We start from the raw sequence: 16,219 nt of genomic DNA on the forward strand, positions 1-16,219 counted from the left end.
TTGTTATGTGTCAAATACGGAAAAGTAGATGCGAGAAAGAATCGGTGCTGAGCAGCTAAATACTCCTATTACGAACCAAGAAATTGATATAGCGCTAGAAAATTCAGAGCGAACAATCGAAGAGCTTTCTGCCCTGCCTGAGGCATGGGTTTGCTTTTGTAATGAAAAGCTGTTGCTGGCTTCAGAGAGTCTAGGGTTTCTTCTTAGGCAACGAGTACAAATATATAAACAGGGATATCCAAGCCGAAACAATACTTATTTGAATCTAATTGAGCGACAAATTGAAGAGCTCAAGCAAGTTTACATATCTTTCTATCGATTGGCCCCTGGCTTAATACATCAACAAAAGGATGTTGAGCCTAACATCTATACATGGCTGATGTTTCAAAATGAGTTTTGTGATGACCTAGATAATCTGCTCAGTGGCGTGCGCTATCTTGATGAGCTTGATACAACCACCGCGACGCTTATTGTTGCTCACTCGTCATTTTCTTCATTAGATAACGTATTAGCAGACCTTATAGAAGGAAATTCAAAGTCGGCCCCCCTCTATTTTGAATGCTTGCGCTTACGTCAGACTTTGAGTGTTGGGTTGATTAAGCATTGGTACAAAACGGGGCGCATCAATGCTGAGCAGGCTTTTCCTACTCTTGCATTACAAGATGTGGAAGAAGGGATTAGCTGGCTCAACGAAAATGCGCAAGGTGACGATTATCTATTTGAGCGGTTAATTACTAAAGGTGATAGAAGTACCTGGTTTCGAAGGTACTTTGGTACTGAAGTTCAGCATATTTCCTCATCAAAAACCAAAACGTTCGCGAAACTTCTCGAGATCAAAGAGTTAATGGAGTTTGATGTTGAGTCCCCACTGGCACATATCGACTTTGTTTTAAGTGGAGACTGTAGACTGGTATTAACAGTGATTGAGAACTTAGAACACCTTGACGACCATCAATATGAACTTTGGCTGGAGGCTCTATATGTCGTTTATGGTGCTCTACTCCCGATTAGGCCAAGAGACTTAGGCATTGAGTATGATCGGCATCAGGCACTCGATTTGTTGAATGAATGGGTTACGAAAGGTAAGCACATGCAAAACTCACCGAGTAGGCTCGGTTACGCATTAAATTTCGATACGACACTTACAGCACTGCAAGACTCTAACATTAGCTTTGTATTCCGTGAGTGGCTATGGCAACAGCTGTGCATTCAGTCAAGAGCTTACGTTCCTTGGAATATGGTGATGCCTGTCCATCAGCAAGATTGGAATTTTCGTAACTTTAAAGCAACGCCTTCGGTGAGTGAGCGCTTCAACTTAAGGAGTAGCAATGCAGTTGTGGGATATTGAACCGAATTCCGAAGTCACTGTGAAAGGGCGATTTCAACGTGATGAACAAGGGAATGAAGTTTGGGTCGTGGTAGGAAAAAGAACCTGGCAATGGGATGGAAGTCGTTGGTGCGAACTGGAACAAAGCGAGATCTTTGATGACCCACAGTATATAGGTGAGCCTGGGTTTTCCGCCATGAAGGTTGACCATGAGTTTGCGTACACCAAAAAGAATACCGATGTACTGGTTTTTGGCAAGGCGAGAAGTTACGCAAAAAAGCCGGTGACTTACCATGAGTGTCGAGTGCTCGTTGACGGTCACGTCGACAAAACTTTAGCTGTTCATGGAGATCGTATATGGGTTGAACATGGTGGTGGTATAACCTTAAGCAACCCCGTCCCTTTTGTTGAAAAAGACATTGATTATTCTTGTGCAATTGGGGGAGATATTCGTAATCGATTAGGTGGTGGTATCGCAGGTTCAAAGGAAGAACTACTTAAACAGAAAGTGCCCTCAGTGTTCTACCCAAAGGACGAATGGAGTGCGACTGGTTCGAAGGCTCGTGTCGCGGGTTTCGGCCCGTTACCACCTTTTTTTGAAACTCGCCAAAAGCTTGCAGGCACATTTGATGAGAACTGGGTCGAAAATCGTAAGCCGCTATTACCCCTAGATTTCAACCCACAGTTTTATCAGAGTGCTCCACAAGATCAACAGTGCAAAGGTCACCTTATTGGGGGCGAACGTGTGATGATGAGTGGATTTTGTCATGATGACACGATCTCATTTCGTACTCCCAAAGACAGGTACATTGCAATCGCAAAATTTAAAGATGAGACATATCAAGTGCCAATGTCAATTTATAGCCTATTTATAGATACGGAAAATAAAACAATATCAATGAGTTATAACGCTTCATTTTTATGTCAAGACAAAGAACACTTATTGATTTCCACCTCGATAGTTAAACAACAAAAAGGTTAGGGATATGAATAGGTCCGCTGATCGCTATGTGCTTGGGATGGAACTGATTACCCCGACAGGTATGAATCTGGAAATCGCTCAAACTGTTGCAAAGGCCGATCTTGGTAGGTTTGAGCAACTGGAGGGAGACGATGGCATTGAACGCTTTACGTATGCAAAAATTGATTACACCAAAGCAAAGACAGTCCTCGAAAAAACTTGTGAACTGTCTGGCTACATCCTTAGATCCTTGCTAGAGCAATTACCACAATCGTTAAAACCTATACCGTTAATTATCGCAGTTTCTCGTGAGGCTTCTCTAGTAAAGGTGCAGGAATGGATAGAAGAAAGTAGTTATTCTGGTTTCATTTCAAAAATCGATGTTGTTCATTCAGATGGAGCAAGTTTTGTCCTTAAAGCGATCAAATCTCTAGATGAAAATGATGCAATAATGTGCATTCATCTTGATTCTTTAGTAGAGGTACTGGGTGATTTAGTTAAAGAAGGTAAAGTGATGAGCACTAATAACCCTTGGGGAATTATCCCCAGTGAAGGTGGTGCTGGTTTGATTCTTTGTCGGAGAAATATCGTTGAAACGCTCAAGCTAAAACCTAAAGCAACGCTAGGTTATCTAGACGTTGAACTAGGTGCTACGGATCGTCGAGGTATGTACCGTCTTGTCCAGCGCGCGAGCCAGCACATTGAATCATTTGGTGAGGTGTATTCTGATATGTCTAACCTACGAGCGCATACTGAAGACTATGGGTTCGCTTTGGGTGCAAAAGCAGAGCGTTTTGTTCAACCGCAGAAACCTCATTTGATCAATGAATTATGGGGAACGATGGGAGGTAGCTCCTCGTTAGCATTAATTGCTTACGCAGTAAAAAACCACCATTTTAATCAACCTACCACAGTAATGATGTTTGGCCCTGAAGGTGACAAAGCAATACTTCAATTGTTAGCCTGATGAATAAATTTTCGCCTAATATAGGGTCGTACTAATTCTAATTTATCTCGGGAGTGTTATTGGCATCAAAACTACTTAATCTACATAGTCAAAGCGTAAGTTAAAAAAGCAGATTGGCTAGTAATAATAACTAAAATAATAGGTGTACTGTTCGTTTTTAATACCAGCCTTGAAACTGAGATGTGTCACCAAATATTATCTGCGCTCAATAATGTTTATCGATTAAAGAGTGCAGAGTGTCTGACAAGCAGGGAGCAGCCAAAGGATATATTGATCAGTTGGTTGTAAAAGCCATTGAGAGAAAAAAACAGAACGAACAGCGACTGGCGAATAAGAATAAGCCCAAGCTTGAATACGTTCTTTTTTCACAATTTGATGTGCTAGACACACTGCCATCAAAGAATGGTAGGACGACGGTCTACCATCTTGCCAAAAAAGGTCAGCCTGAGAAACAACTCTGTTGCAAGGTCGTCAATGAAGATGCTTCAGACTTGGCAATCAAGATGCTGATTAACGAAGCGAGTCGGTTAGAGATTTCGCAGCATCCGAGTGTCGCTGAGTTTATCAAAGTAGGAAAAGAGTTTGATAGACCCTATTTGATGTATGAGTGGATTCAAGGTGAATCCTTAGCTGAAAAGATGGAACGCTATTCAACTAAAGGTTTCCGTCACGATCACATTGCTTGGTTGGTTTATCAATTAGCAGGTGCATTAGAGTTCATGCATACGCGCGGAATCTGTCATCTCGATATTAAACCTTCGAATGTTCTGGTAAGCGAAGGCGACTATGTAAAGCTGATTGATTTTGGTGCTGCGCGCTATATTGGTGAGTCAGAACCTTATTCTGAGGCAAGCTTAAGCTATGCGTCTCCGCTTTACCTAGAATCCGGAACAACCGAACCACAAGATGATGTTTACTCATTAGCTCTGCTTACAGGCCATCTATTTCTAGGTGCAATCTTTGGTGATGCTTGGCATCAGCAACTAAACGAGCGTAAACGCGTTCCACTGATCCCAAATCACATTTGGAAGCTACTCAAAGAAGTCATTAACAATCCGAGAGGACATGGCTATACGGCTATTTCTTTTGCACAGCAAGTTGCAAGGCTCGACGCTCAAGAGATTGACTCCAAGTCGAGCGCACCGATTTTTAGCAGCCTGCGAAATGCAGACTTGTTGCTGACTCATCGCAAACCCTATGAAGGTTCTGGGTACGGGCGTTTCAAAATATTGGAAGCGAGTTTGGTGCTGAGTGTTGCAACGATTACTGGCAGTTACCTGTACGACCAGAGTCAGCCTGAGTGGAAATCAATAATTAATCCTGCCCAGTCTACCAATGAAGTCGTTAGTGTCATAAAACCGGCTCAAACGGCTTCGTTTTTGGCTCAATCACCTTGGGATATCGAGTTTTCTCTCAATGATATGGAGAAGAATGTTGTTAAGACAGCTCCTTATCGAGAAGCGTATCAAGTGCAACAGATGAAACTCTCCAAGTTATATAAAAACAACCAATCTGAATTGCAGTCTTACCAACTCCTTGCCGATGATTTGCCTAAAGAACTGGTAGATTTACGCAAAGAGATAGTCAATCTCAGGCAGAAACTGGTTGATGATGGAGCTTTGTTCCCTTATGCCGACAAAACGCTAACTTCAGTCATGGCCGGGCTCAATACTGCTTCAATTAATGCGTTGAAATTATCTGCTTTGTCGGGGAGTAAAGAGCAGCAACTGACCAAGTTGATTCTAACTGGACAAGCAAAGCTTGCAGATAAAGAGCTTAAAGCAGCTTGGTTGCTCAACCAATCAGAAGCGTATTTCTATAGTCAGGTTTTGCCTGCAAATGTGCTGTCGAAGCTCCACAGCTCAATTGACCAATATGCTAAAGAGCATTACTACACGAAAGCTATCACAGTGGCTGAAGCGGCGATTGAGTTTTTTGGTCGAACCCCCGAGTTAAACCAAAAAGTTAAAGATCTGATTGTGGCTAGAAGTGAATTTATTTTGTTTAGCACGGTTACTGAACAATCTATTTTTGACAAACAACGACTGCATGACTCGCTGGTGGACTTAGAAACGAACGCACCAAAGAACTTCAATGAAATCATTGAAGTTTTGAACAACATGGCGAAGGAATCAATTGATAAAGGGCATCAGATCTCCCAACCTTCCAGAGGTGCGATAGCTGTCGATAACGCTTTGAAAGACTACTTCTCCGAGGGCAGGAGTTAATAATGACTACGATTAATTCAGAAAAGTTGCTCGCCCCAATATCAGACTCTTCTCCAGCAGGCGAAGATGCCCGTTACGAGTTCTGCTATGAAATGATGGAAGCTGAGGTCAAAAAGTTTGGCTCTCTATTTGGCGAAACAGTTGACTGGAAGGTAGTCAAAACTCATGCGACTGAAGTACTTGAAAGGCATAGCAAAGACCTGAAGGCTTTATGTTATCTAATTCGGTCCCTGAGTGAAGAGAGCGGATTGCAAGGACTCAAACAAGGCTTAGTGCTGCTTAATGACTCGTTGAATAGATTTGGTTCAGATCTTTACCCGAATAGAAAACGAGGAAGAGATGGCGCGGTCGAATGGCTGAATCATCAGTTTAAATTGCAAAGCAGCAAATTAGCTGATGAGCCTCAATCGTGGGAGCTAGTTTCGGCTTGTATTACGGCAGTTGAAGAAGTGCAAAGGCAGTTTGATGACGTGTTTCATGATTCAGAAGCGGATTTTTTCGAAATCCGTACTCAGCTGAATGTGTTATCTCAGCAAGCCGTAGATGACTATCAAGGTTCATCCGATCAGATTGAACAAGCTCCACAGGCGATGCCGCTCAATCCCACGGCGCATGAATCTGTACCCTCGGTAGAAAATGCGACATCGGCACCCGCGCCAACAAGTACGCAGTCAGACTCGGCTACAGTCGCCACAAACAAACCTGTGACTAAGCAAGTCGACGTTGATACCGATTTTACATCGCCATCGGCTTCTAAGCGTACTCTGAAAAAAGTGGCGGAAGTAATGATTGGCGCAGATGCCAGTGATCCACTTGCATATCGTATTTACCGTCATCTGACTTGGGATGATATTGATGCCCTGCCGGAACATCAAAATTTTGAAACTCCGTTAAGTCTTGCCGTCTCAACAGACCAACAAGCAGAATACCGCGACAAAGCTCTTCAGGAAAGCGATGTTGATACGATCAAGCGCCTTGAGAGAACTCTCACAGATGCACCATTCTGGTTGACTGGCCATTACATGGTCTACTCGATGTTGACTAACCTTGGTTTCGAACAGGCTGCTACTGCAGTAAAGCAAGAGGTTAAGCGTTTCGTTGGGGCGCTCGAGGGCATCGAACATCTAAAGTTCAAAAATTCTATACCATTTGCAGATGAAGCGACAATAAGTTGGTTGTCTACTCAAGTTGCTGATTCATCGTGCTCTCAACCGATAGTTCAGACGGTTGTTGTCACGGAAGAAGACTCATCGCTAATGGAGGATATCACCCTAGCAAATTTAGGGGAACGTGCTGCAGTACTGGCCCGAAAGCTAGAGTTAGATAGCTCAGGAAGAGGGCAGTTCATGCTGTACTTACAACTGATAGCTGCTTACCAGTCAGTGGGATTATACGCCTTGTGCTTACCATACCTCGATAAAGGGTGGGAGGTACAAAAGGAGTTTGATCTTGCAAGCTGGGAACCCCACTTATCGTCGCAATTGGAAGACCTATTTCGCAAAACACTTAAACAGTTATATCGAACCAAAGACCTTCTGCCTGCGAAATACGAAGAGTGGCAAGCAATTTATGACTAATTACAAAGTTAGATAAGGAACTAAATATGTCACGTGATGGCTCGGTGGCTCCTAAAGAGCGAATTAATATCCGTTATGTTCCAGCGACAGGTGATGCGCAAGAAGACGTAGAACTGCCGCTGAGCATGATGGTTGTAGGGGATTTTACTGCCCGTGCAGATGAAACACCTATCGAAGAGCGTACTCCAATCAATATCGACAAGGACAACTTTAACGAAGTGCTTGAAGGATATGCTCCGAATGTTAAAGCGAACGTTCCAAACCAACTTTCAGATGAAGAAGGTGCCCAGCTTGGCGTAGATTTAACATTTACCAACATGAAAGATTTCTCGCCAGAAGCAATCGCTAAAAGCGTACCTGAACTTAACAGCTTGCTCGAATTGCGTGAAGCCTTGGTCGCACTAAAAGGCCCTCTTGGCAATGTTCCAGCGTTTCGTAAGAAAATTGCTGCTGTGCTTCAAGACGAAGAAGCGAGAAAGAAACTATTGGATGAATTGAGCATTGGTGAAGACCAAAGCGCGAAAGAAGAATAAGGGATACCATGTCTGCAGAAGCACAAGCTCCAGAACAAGAAGCTACCTTAGCGGCTTCAGATTCACTTCTGGATAGCATTCTTAATGAAACACGTTTGAAGCCAAGTGATGAAGGATTTGACGTTGCAAAACGAGGCGTTGAAGCATTTATCGGTGAGCTGCTAAGTAGTTCTAACACTGAAAAAGTAGATCAATCTCTGGTTGATCTTATGATCTCAGAAATCGACCAGAAATTGTCAAAGCAAGTGGATGCGATTCTTCACAATGAAGAGGTACAAGCAGTAGAGTCTACTTGGCGTGGTCTGAAGTACCTAGTTGATCACACAGACTTTAGAGAGAACATCCAAATTGAGTTGATTTCTGCGAAGAAGGACGAAGTACTGGATGACTTTGAAGATGCACCAGAGGTTGTTAAGTCTGGCCTTTACAAGCAAATCTATACTCGTGAATATGGCCAGTTTGGTGGTAAGCCTGTAGGTGCAGTAATCTGTGATTACCAACTTTCAGCTTCATCTCCTGATATCAAGCTAATGGAGTACATGGCTAATGTAGGCGCAATGTCTCATGCACCATTTATTACTTCGGCATCTTCTAAGTTCTTTGGCTTAGATAGCTACGAAGAATTACCTAACTTGAAAGATCTAAAATCTGTATTTGAAGGCCCTCAATACACTAAATGGCGCGGATTCCGTGAGCACGAAGATGCTCGCTATGTTGGTCTATGTACATCTCGCTTTATGTTACGTACGCCATACTCCGTTCAAGACAACCCAATTAAAGCATTCGATTACGATGAACAAGTAACAGATAGTCACCATAACTACTTGTGGGGCAACTCGGCTTATGCGATGGCCTCAAAAATTAGTGAGTCGTTTGCTAAGTATCGTTGGTGTCCAAACATTATCGGCCCACAAAGTGGTGGTGCAGTATTTGACTTGCCGGTATATAACTTTGAGTCAATGGGTCAAATTGAAACTAAGATCCCGACAGAGATTCTCGTTTCTGACCGTCGCGAGTACGAGCTAGCGGAAGAGGGCTTTATTGCACTTACCATGCGCAAAGGTTCTGACAATGCAGCGTTCTTCTCTGCAAACTCAGTTCAAAAACCGAAAGTATTTGCTAATACTCCAGAAGGTAAACAAGCTGAAATGAACTATAAACTTGGTACACAGCTACCGTATATGTTCATTATAAATCGCCTAGCTCACTATATTAAAGTTCTTCAGCGTGAGCAGATCGGTTCATGGAAAGAGCGTTCTGACTTGGAAATCGAACTGAACAAATGGATTCGTCAGTATGTTTCAGACCAAGAAAACCCACCAGCAGAAGTACGTGGTCGTCGACCTCTACGCGCAGCAAAAGTTGAAGTGTCTGACGTAGAGGGTGACCCAGGCTGGTACAAGGTATCAATGTCTGTACGTCCTCACTTTAAGTACATGGGCGCAAGCTTTGATTTGTCATTGGTTGGCAAGTTAGACCAATAAGCTTTGATGGAAATAATCAAGCAGCCAGTGAATACTGGCTGCTTTTTTCGTAGGACTAAGAATGGAAAAAGGTTATCGACTTTTAGAACGTATTGAACTAGGCGAACCAAAAAACTGCTATGAAAAAGTTGTGTCGCATAAGCACTTGATCGAGTCGATACATTTACATTTGGCAGACTTGCTGAACACACATTCGGGGAATGCGATGATCGATGACGAGTACGGTCTGCCAGATTTTAATGATGTACTTTCCAATAACACCAACCTAGTTCGTCATATTCAAAAGAATATCACATCAACAATAGAGCGTTTCGAACCAAGGTTGCGTAGCGTCGAAGTTCATTATCGCGAGGATCACCATAACCCATTACAACTGGGCTTTGGCATTCGCGGTGAAGTCTCTCACAACGGCGGTAGAGTTCCGATGTCGATTGATGTCTACATGGGTACTGACGGCCAATTCAACGTTTAGTAGGTATCATTTGAGCAACAGTAAGTACTTTCAAGATGAGCTGACGTATCTTCGTGAAGCCGGAAGCGAGTTTGCGAAATATCACCCGAAGTTAACGCATTTTCTTGCAGAGGGGACCTTTGATCCTGATGTAGAGCGACTACTAGAAGGTTTTGCATTTCTTACAGGTAGAATTCGCGAAAAAATTGATGATGAATTGCCAGAGCTTACTCAATCATTAATGACTTTGTTGTGGCCTCACTACATGCGTTCAGTGCCGTCTATGTGTATCAGTGAGCTAAAACCTCATACTGGTAGTGTGACAGAAAAAACAGTTGTTAAAAGAGGGGCCGAAATGGCAAGCGAGCAAGTAGAAGGAACACAATGCTTGTTCCGTACTTGCTACGATGTTGAGTTATATCCCATCGCAATCACAGGTATAGAACAAACCAATAGTCGTACAAGCTCAACGATTGAAATTACGCTTTCAACTGAGCATGGTCTTGAACTGTCTCGTATTGGGTTAGATACGCTTAGGTTACATCTTCATGGTGAAATTCACATATCGCGCACCGTATTCTTATGGTTGTTCCGGTACCTAGATTACGTAGAGCTAGACGTGGGCGGTGGATATAAACATAAACTTGGTCCAGAGTTTGTAAAACCTGTCGGGTTCCAAGAACAAGAAGCGTTGCTTCCATACAGTAAAAACTCTTTTTCTGGCTACCGATTATTGCAAGAGCTGTTCTCATTACCTGACAAGTTTATGTTCTTTGATATTTATGGCTTAGAGTGGTTAAAAGGCATTCCCCAGCGTAGCAACGTAAATATCAAGTTTCATTTTAAGCGTTCCCTACCGTCAGAAGTAATTTTAAAGGACAAGCACCTACGCTTACACTGCACACCGGCGGTCAATCTGTTTGATCAAGACGGTGATCCGATAAGGTTAGATCATCGACGTAATGAATATAAAGTACGTCCTCAAAGCACCAATCAAGACCATTATGAAGTTTATTCTATTGAGCATGTTGAAAGTTGGAGCAAAGATGAGCGTCGCCGCAAACCACTGATTGAGTTTGAAACTTTTGAACATCAAATCAATCAAAGAGACAAACGTGAGTTTTATAAATCGAAAGTGGGTGAACGTGTTAGTGGTCGAGGATTAGAGCGATATATTTCCTTCCACACCCATAACGGTGATATTGCAGATCTAGGCTCTGAAACGGTACTGATGAAATTGCAATGTAGCAATGCAGATTTAGCCGAGCGATTATCTGTCGGAGACATTACTTACGCTACTCACAAATCACCGACATTTGCGACGTTTGAAAATATTACTAAGCCAACGCAATCTGTCAGCCCTCAAGTTAATGGTGAGCTACAGTGGCAACTTATCGCAAACATGTCGTTAAACTATTTGTCTTTAGCAAATATCGATGTTCTTAAGGTCTTGTTATCGACATATGATTTTCACTCTCGTGTTGATAGGCAGGCACATCGAGCTTCAATACATCGCCTAGATGGCATTATTTCTTCTGAAATGAAGCCGATCGATCGCGTGTTTAGAGGTGTCTCAGTGCGTGGTAACCAGTTCAAACTAGTCACCAACTCAAAATATTTTGTTAATGAAGGTGATATGTTTTTGATGGTGAATGTATTGAACGAATTCATCAGACTTTATTCAAGTGTTAACTCATTTACAGAGCTTGAGGTCTTTGATGAAGCGAGTGGTGAAGTGTACAGATGGGCCAGCTTAATCGGACAGCAGACAATACTATGATAAATGTACTATCTGAAGATTCGCACGAGTTTAGCTTCTACCAAGCAGTTTTACTGCTCGAAAAGCACTATCAGCGCCTACCAGATTCCAATTTTTCTGCGGTGGGAGAGAACAAATACTTTCATCAAGAGCGCATAGAGTTCAGTGTTTCTCCGAAGTTAAGTTTTCCTAAGAGTGATATGGACTTTATTGTCCATATGGAGCGTAATGGTCAGCAATACTCTCGAATTGAAACCAATTTTTTAGGCTTACATGGGGCCAGCTCACCGCTACCTGCATCATATACAGAAAAGCTGGCCGGAAGAGACCCAGACGATAATCCGGTCAAGGGATTTTTTGATTTCTTCCACAATCGCTATACGAGTTTACTCTATCGTGTGTGGAAGAAATATCGCTATCACGTTCAGTATCAAAGCGGTGCTAGTGATACATTCTCTGGCCGAATACTGCACTTAGCGGGTCTGTCTGGTGTGATGCAAGACTGTGAAGTCGCTGAACTAGACAGGGCAAAAATACTTTCTTACGTCAATCAATTATCCACACGTACGCGTTCTCCCAAGTTGATTGCGGGAATCGTTTCTCACTATTTCTCTCTGCCTAGTGTGAGAATTGAAGAGTGGGTTTATCGAAGAGTTAACATCGCCGAGTGCCAGAGAAACAAGCTAAACCGAGCTAACTGTGTTTTAGGCCAGACTCTACACTTAGGTCAAAGTATTGCGGATTTGAACGGTAAGTTTAACTTATGCATCGATGAGATTGACTTTGCCACTTTTAGGCGCTTTTCATATGGTGGCGAATTGCACAATACATTGGTTGGTTTAATGCGATTTATATTGCGAGACCCAATGTCTTGGGATCTGAAACTAACGGTGAACCTCGATACGGTACCTGCGAACAAATTGGGGCATGGGGAAGGAAACCACTTAGGGCAGACCGCATGGTTGGGCAACCCCAGCGAGAAAGACGTAGCGATTAAAGTTATTGGAAGTATTTAAAAAGCCGCTCTAAAGAGCGGCTTTTTCACAGATATATCTCGCCTACTAGCGACTAATAGGCTGGTGGAGCACTACAGTCGTATCAAGTTTTTGGATTCCACTGAAAGACTCAATTTCATTGGATAGATGGTGAATAGACTGTAGATCTGGAGCTTCGATCAAGGCAATAATATCAAAGTTACCGCCAACGACACTCGTTAAGCGTACTTCCGGGATCTCTTTAAGCGCATTTGTGACATCATTTTTCTTGCCTTTCTCACAAGAAATAAGCAAGTAGCTTGCTGCCGTACGCCCTTCGTTCTCGACACGTATTTGAGCCGTATATCCTTTGATAATACCAGTCTGCTCTAGTCGGTTGATTCGCTCGGCCACTGCTGTACGAGACAAACCGATGTTACGAGATAGGTTTGCGATTGACTGACGTCCGTTTGATAACAGGCTCGAAAGTATTTTTCGATCCAACTTATCTAAGCCTTGTAAAGTCATGTTAGAAATCATGTGTTCTGCCTAATTTATTTTTATATATTTATTAAATTGACTCTGGAAGTGTAAAGCTATACAGCTCCGCTAGAGTAAACGGGTTTTTCTGTGTCAGTGGGGTGATACGAAGGCTCAAATCCCGTCCTGACACTTTTATGTTACTGACGAAGCTACCGTTATGAGTGTTTGTCAGGGACGAATCACCTAGCAATCTATATATCGCCCATTGACCACTCTTATTTAAAACGTGCTGTTTACCTTCGTCGGTTACATCTTGGATCGTGATACTGATGTTGAAGTCACCATTTTGAGGTGGCCACTCCATCTCACGAATTCTGCTCGGACCGTGATAGTAGCTAATATCAGTGTCAGCAATTTTAATACTTGCTCTGATCGCACTTGAATCAAGGTCTAGTACTTTAGTGCTAAAAGGTATATTAACGCGGTTGGTACGTTTATTAATTAGCGTATCTCTTATGACGTTGTAGTTACGTAGCTGTACCAGCATCGCAGGCGAGAGAGGCATAGTCTCGCCATCAACCTGTTTTGGTGTCCATAAGTTGGTGTCATAAAACGGTGCAAAGTTCTTTTGTATAAAGGTGTCTAGCAAGCCACCCGATGCGAAGAGAAGCTCAAAGTCTTCAATAGAAATTTCTTCAGTTGCCGATAGATCAAAAGGATACTTGCCGAGGCCGAGTTCTTTAAACTTGGTATAGACTTCGCTATACCATTGAGTTTGGATACCTTTTGACGATTCGGTAATCATTACTGACCAACTTTGTTTAACGACTTCAAGCAGCCAACTTCTGACTGGTTCAGGTGATTTTTGCGCAATTTGCTTGAGCTTAATTAACGGATCTGCATCAGTACTGTTCATTCTATGCTGAGCTGCGGCCAAAGCCGCCATTTGTGGATCTGGGGCATCAGCAATGTCTTTCATGTAGGTACGAACACGGCTCAGTGCTGCAATTGTTTCGTCCCACGGTGTAGGAGAGTTTGGAGTTTCACTGACTTGCAGTTGGTTTAGTAAATGGAAAGCCTGCTCGACACGTTTCATTAGTAGGTAATCAGGTTTGATCACTTCTTCAGCTGCTTCCGAAGCAGAATTGGCGACATCTAGTAGCTTCGGGTTTACCTTTGAAACGAGAGCATTTTGTTCTCCTATGGGAGAGAACTGTGTATTGGCATAGACTTGCTTTAAAACAGTTGTCAGAGGAGATGAAGGCCCCGAAATTAAGTCTATTGCATTGGTTAGATCGCCGACATTTTCATAGTGTTGTACTTTGAGTTCACTTAGTGCGTTACGCCAATAGCTAATGTAGTCATCAGTATATTTCTTGCGGACCTGGTCTTTAAAGGCCTCTTGTTCTTGCGGTGTGGGGATAACATGATTTGACAAGCCAAGTACCCAATTATCACTGATGACTTGTTGAGACAATAGATCTACACGAGGACGATAAAAAGTACTAAATCCTGTGGAAGTATAGGCTTTGTCAATCGCCAATCGTTCTGCATCAGTTGGAGTTGAGAAGACGTTACTAAACTCAAACCCGACAGCACGTTGAAGATCTAAAGAACCTAAACCAGTCGCTTTTGCTTGGCTTAATATACCCGCGTACACAAGGTCAACATTGGAGTTCGATAGCAACGAACGTCTAGTGGCACGAACAAGGTCCATACTAATGTTTACTGGGGCAAATTCGGTACGGAAATAAGCGTCTAGATAGCCCATAGTCTGCTGCACTAGCTCAGGCTCACTTAATTCGCTAAGCACTTCTAAAGTTTGGTTGCGAAGAAAGGTGATATCTCGTTTAGAAGGGTCATGGAGCATTAAGTACCCTTTAAGCAATGGCATCGAACGATTGACGTCATGAAGGTCTTGCGTCAGTTGGACACGATAACCACGTTCTAAAATGGGCATTATTTGCTGAGATACCTGTTGGATGAGTGCCCCATATGCAATTTTAGTACTTTCGTCTAAACGGCTTATATTGAGTGGTAATAGTTGGTCTTCTAGAGCTTTTGAACCACTTAACCATGCATTGTACGAGGGTTGAACCGTTTTGTTCGCGTCAGCGAGCAAAGTGTTAAAGTCTGAGTTTTGATCGCTTTGACTTTTATCATTAATTCCAAGTAGCTGGTGAATGACACGTAAATTACTGTCAAGCGTAGTAGCTAAGAAGTAGCCGCCGCCTACGAGTAAAATAATGGACGCGAGCATTGCTAGGCGACTTTGCCTTTGGATTATCCGAAGGTAAGCTTTGTTCTCTCCGGCAAAGTCACTTTCTGGCAACACTTGAGAGTCCATTAAAAATCTTGAAAAATAAGGGGTTTCTGTTAGGTGGGTATGCTCAGAGGCTATGATCGGTAAATTAAAATAGTTGCTGCAACTTTTCGCGAGTAAGTTGTACTTTCGACCACCTTGCAAACTAGAACAAAAGAAAATTTCACGGATGTCTAAAGCGTACAATCCGTTATTGGCTTCGCAAAGGCGATCAAGAATGTAGCCGATCTCCGATTGGCAGAGTTCAAACTGCTTTGGAAATGAAAGAATAGCTTGTTTCTCTGCAATATCGTTCGATGATGATGAAGAATCTAGGGCATTTGTCTCAAGTACTTTTACCAGGTTCTGATAGCTGTCACGGTAGTACTCAGTCATGACACCTTTTGCTTCTTTTAGTGGAATAGAAAGAAACTCCACGCGAGATTTGAGCGAGCTGAAACCCACATACTCTTTGAAACCGTCAAGCTTATCCAATTTGGACATCATTAAATATACAGGTAGAGCAGAAGAGGTTTTTTCGTTGATAGACGTCATGCGTTCTAGCAGCGCAGTCATGGTGTAATCTTTTTGCTCTGGTTCTGAAATGATGAGGAACTCGAAGTCAACAAACAGTAGGCATCCTGAGAAAGGTTTGCGTGGTCGATATCGGATCACTTCGTCTACAAACGTAGTCCAAAGAGAAGCATCACTGCTTGAGACTTCTTGGAATACGAGTCTCTGATCTGGCTTTACATATACCGCGCTGTCAGATTCGAACCATTGGAAAAAATCGTTTTTCGCGGTACGAGTCTTGTCCATGGGCTTAATGGCGCTAGAGTTAAACAAAAACTGACACCGGCCAGACGCCTTATTACCAATCATCAAGTAAATTGGTTTATTACCTGCGTTGGCAAGCAGTGGTCGTATGACCATTGATAGTGCTTCTTCTTCCGTCTCTAGGCGTTGCGCTTTTAGATTATTTTTCTTCTTATACCAGAGAGTTACCTGAAAAATCAGATAGAAAGTGACTATAGAAGCCAGCCCTACCCAAAGATACAGTTCTTGGTCTTCTTCTAACCAGAACAAAGATGCGGCGATCAGTATTGCTGCGAGCAGCAAAGCAATGATGGTGGAAACCACTATTGGGTTCCTAGTTATTTTTTGTTTAAACAT

At 42.7% G+C, this 16,219-nt stretch carries 12 protein-coding genes; 10 read left to right on the plus strand and 2 right to left on the minus strand.

Features of this window, described 5'->3' with window-relative positions:
* The first annotated feature begins 28 nt into the window (after nt 1-28).
* The 10 genes from FCU94_RS04795 (at nt 29) to tssG (ending at nt 12,303) form a co-directional block, all read left to right on the plus strand.
* The gene (locus FCU94_RS04795) at nt 29-1,348 is read left to right on the plus strand and encodes a hypothetical protein (protein WP_176287396.1); all 1,320 of its coding nucleotides are present in this window, start codon (nt 29-31) and stop codon (nt 1,346-1,348) included.
* Complete coding sequence (locus FCU94_RS04800) at nt 1,329-2,309, plus strand: DUF2169 family type VI secretion system accessory protein (RefSeq protein ID WP_176287397.1); 981 nt, start codon at nt 1,329-1,331, stop codon at nt 2,307-2,309. Before FCU94_RS04795 ends, FCU94_RS04800 begins: the two co-directional genes overlap by 20 nt.
* A gap of 4 nt (nt 2,310-2,313) precedes the next feature.
* On the plus strand, nt 2,314-3,255 hold the full coding sequence (locus FCU94_RS04805) for a hypothetical protein (protein WP_176287398.1): 942 nt from the start codon (nt 2,314-2,316) through the stop codon (nt 3,253-3,255).
* A 236-nt stretch (nt 3,256-3,491) separates the two neighbouring features.
* Nucleotides 3,492-5,483: a serine/threonine protein kinase gene (locus FCU94_RS04810; RefSeq protein ID WP_176287399.1), complete on the plus strand. Its 1,992-nt coding sequence runs from the start codon at nt 3,492-3,494 to the stop codon at nt 5,481-5,483.
* Nucleotides 5,484-5,485: 2 nt separating this feature from the next.
* Nucleotides 5,486-7,060, plus strand: coding sequence for a type VI secretion system protein TssA (tssA, locus tag FCU94_RS04815; protein WP_176287400.1), 1,575 nt, complete (start codon nt 5,486-5,488; stop codon nt 7,058-7,060).
* Between the two features lie 26 nt (nt 7,061-7,086).
* Nucleotides 7,087-7,593, plus strand: a complete 507-nt coding sequence (gene tssB, locus FCU94_RS04820; protein WP_176287401.1) for a type VI secretion system contractile sheath small subunit — start codon at nt 7,087-7,089, stop codon at nt 7,591-7,593.
* Nucleotides 7,594-7,601: 8 nt separating this feature from the next.
* Nucleotides 7,602-9,077 (plus strand): type VI secretion system contractile sheath large subunit, encoded by a 1,476-nt coding sequence (gene tssC / locus FCU94_RS04825; RefSeq protein ID WP_176287402.1) that lies wholly within the window; start codon nt 7,602-7,604, stop codon nt 9,075-9,077.
* 61 nt (nt 9,078-9,138) lie between these two features.
* On the plus strand, nt 9,139-9,549 hold the full coding sequence (gene tssE, locus FCU94_RS04830; RefSeq protein ID WP_049846755.1) for a type VI secretion system baseplate subunit TssE: 411 nt from the start codon (nt 9,139-9,141) through the stop codon (nt 9,547-9,549).
* 10 nt (nt 9,550-9,559) lie between these two features.
* Nucleotides 9,560-11,308 carry a type VI secretion system baseplate subunit TssF gene (gene tssF, locus FCU94_RS04835; RefSeq protein WP_176287403.1) on the plus strand — a complete coding sequence of 583 codons (1,749 nt, stop codon included), beginning with the start codon at nt 9,560-9,562 and terminating at the stop codon, nt 11,306-11,308.
* Nucleotides 11,305-12,303: a type VI secretion system baseplate subunit TssG gene (gene tssG / locus FCU94_RS04840; protein ID WP_176287404.1), complete on the plus strand. Its 999-nt coding sequence runs from the start codon at nt 11,305-11,307 to the stop codon at nt 12,301-12,303. The genes tssF and tssG overlap by 4 nt, the downstream gene beginning before the upstream one ends.
* Nucleotides 12,304-12,348: 45 nt before the next feature.
* On the opposite strand, the gene FCU94_RS04845 is transcribed toward tssG, so the two are convergent.
* Nucleotides 12,349-12,801 carry an Lrp/AsnC family transcriptional regulator gene (locus FCU94_RS04845; protein ID WP_049846758.1) on the minus strand — a complete coding sequence of 151 codons (453 nt, stop codon included), beginning with the start codon at nt 12,799-12,801 and terminating at the stop codon, nt 12,349-12,351.
* Nucleotides 12,802-12,832: 31 nt separating this feature from the next.
* Nucleotides 12,833-16,219, minus strand: a complete 3,387-nt coding sequence (tssM, locus tag FCU94_RS04850) for a type VI secretion system membrane subunit TssM (protein WP_176287405.1) — start codon at nt 16,217-16,219, stop codon at nt 12,833-12,835.

This window comes from Vibrio sp. JPW-9-11-11 (assembly GCF_013369335.1).
Classification (GTDB): Bacteria; Pseudomonadota; Gammaproteobacteria; order Enterobacterales; family Vibrionaceae; genus Vibrio.

Excerpts from the sequence above, each read along its gene's own strand:
- FCU94_RS04805 (WP_176287398.1), top strand. The coding sequence starts at position 2,314 with ATGAATAGGTCCGCTGATCGCTATGTGCTTGGGATGGAACTGATTACC.
- tssB (WP_176287401.1), top strand. The coding sequence starts at position 7,087 with ATGTCACGTGATGGCTCGGTGGCTCCTAAAGAGCGAATTAATATCCGT.
- tssA (WP_176287400.1), top strand. The coding sequence starts at position 5,486 with ATGACTACGATTAATTCAGAAAAGTTGCTCGCCCCAATATCAGACTCT.
- tssG (WP_176287404.1), top strand. The coding sequence starts at position 11,305 with ATGATAAATGTACTATCTGAAGATTCGCACGAGTTTAGCTTCTACCAA.
- FCU94_RS04795 (WP_176287396.1), top strand. The coding sequence starts at position 29 with ATGCGAGAAAGAATCGGTGCTGAGCAGCTAAATACTCCTATTACGAAC.
- tssE (WP_049846755.1), top strand. The coding sequence starts at position 9,139 with ATGGAAAAAGGTTATCGACTTTTAGAACGTATTGAACTAGGCGAACCA.
- tssC (WP_176287402.1), top strand. The coding sequence starts at position 7,602 with ATGTCTGCAGAAGCACAAGCTCCAGAACAAGAAGCTACCTTAGCGGCT.
- FCU94_RS04800 (WP_176287397.1), top strand. The coding sequence starts at position 1,329 with ATGCAGTTGTGGGATATTGAACCGAATTCCGAAGTCACTGTGAAAGGG.
- tssM (WP_176287405.1), bottom strand. The coding sequence starts at position 16,219 with ATGTTTAAACAAAAAATAACTAGGAACCCAATAGTGGTTTCCACCATC.
- FCU94_RS04845 (WP_049846758.1), bottom strand. The coding sequence starts at position 12,801 with ATGATTTCTAACATGACTTTACAAGGCTTAGATAAGTTGGATCGAAAA.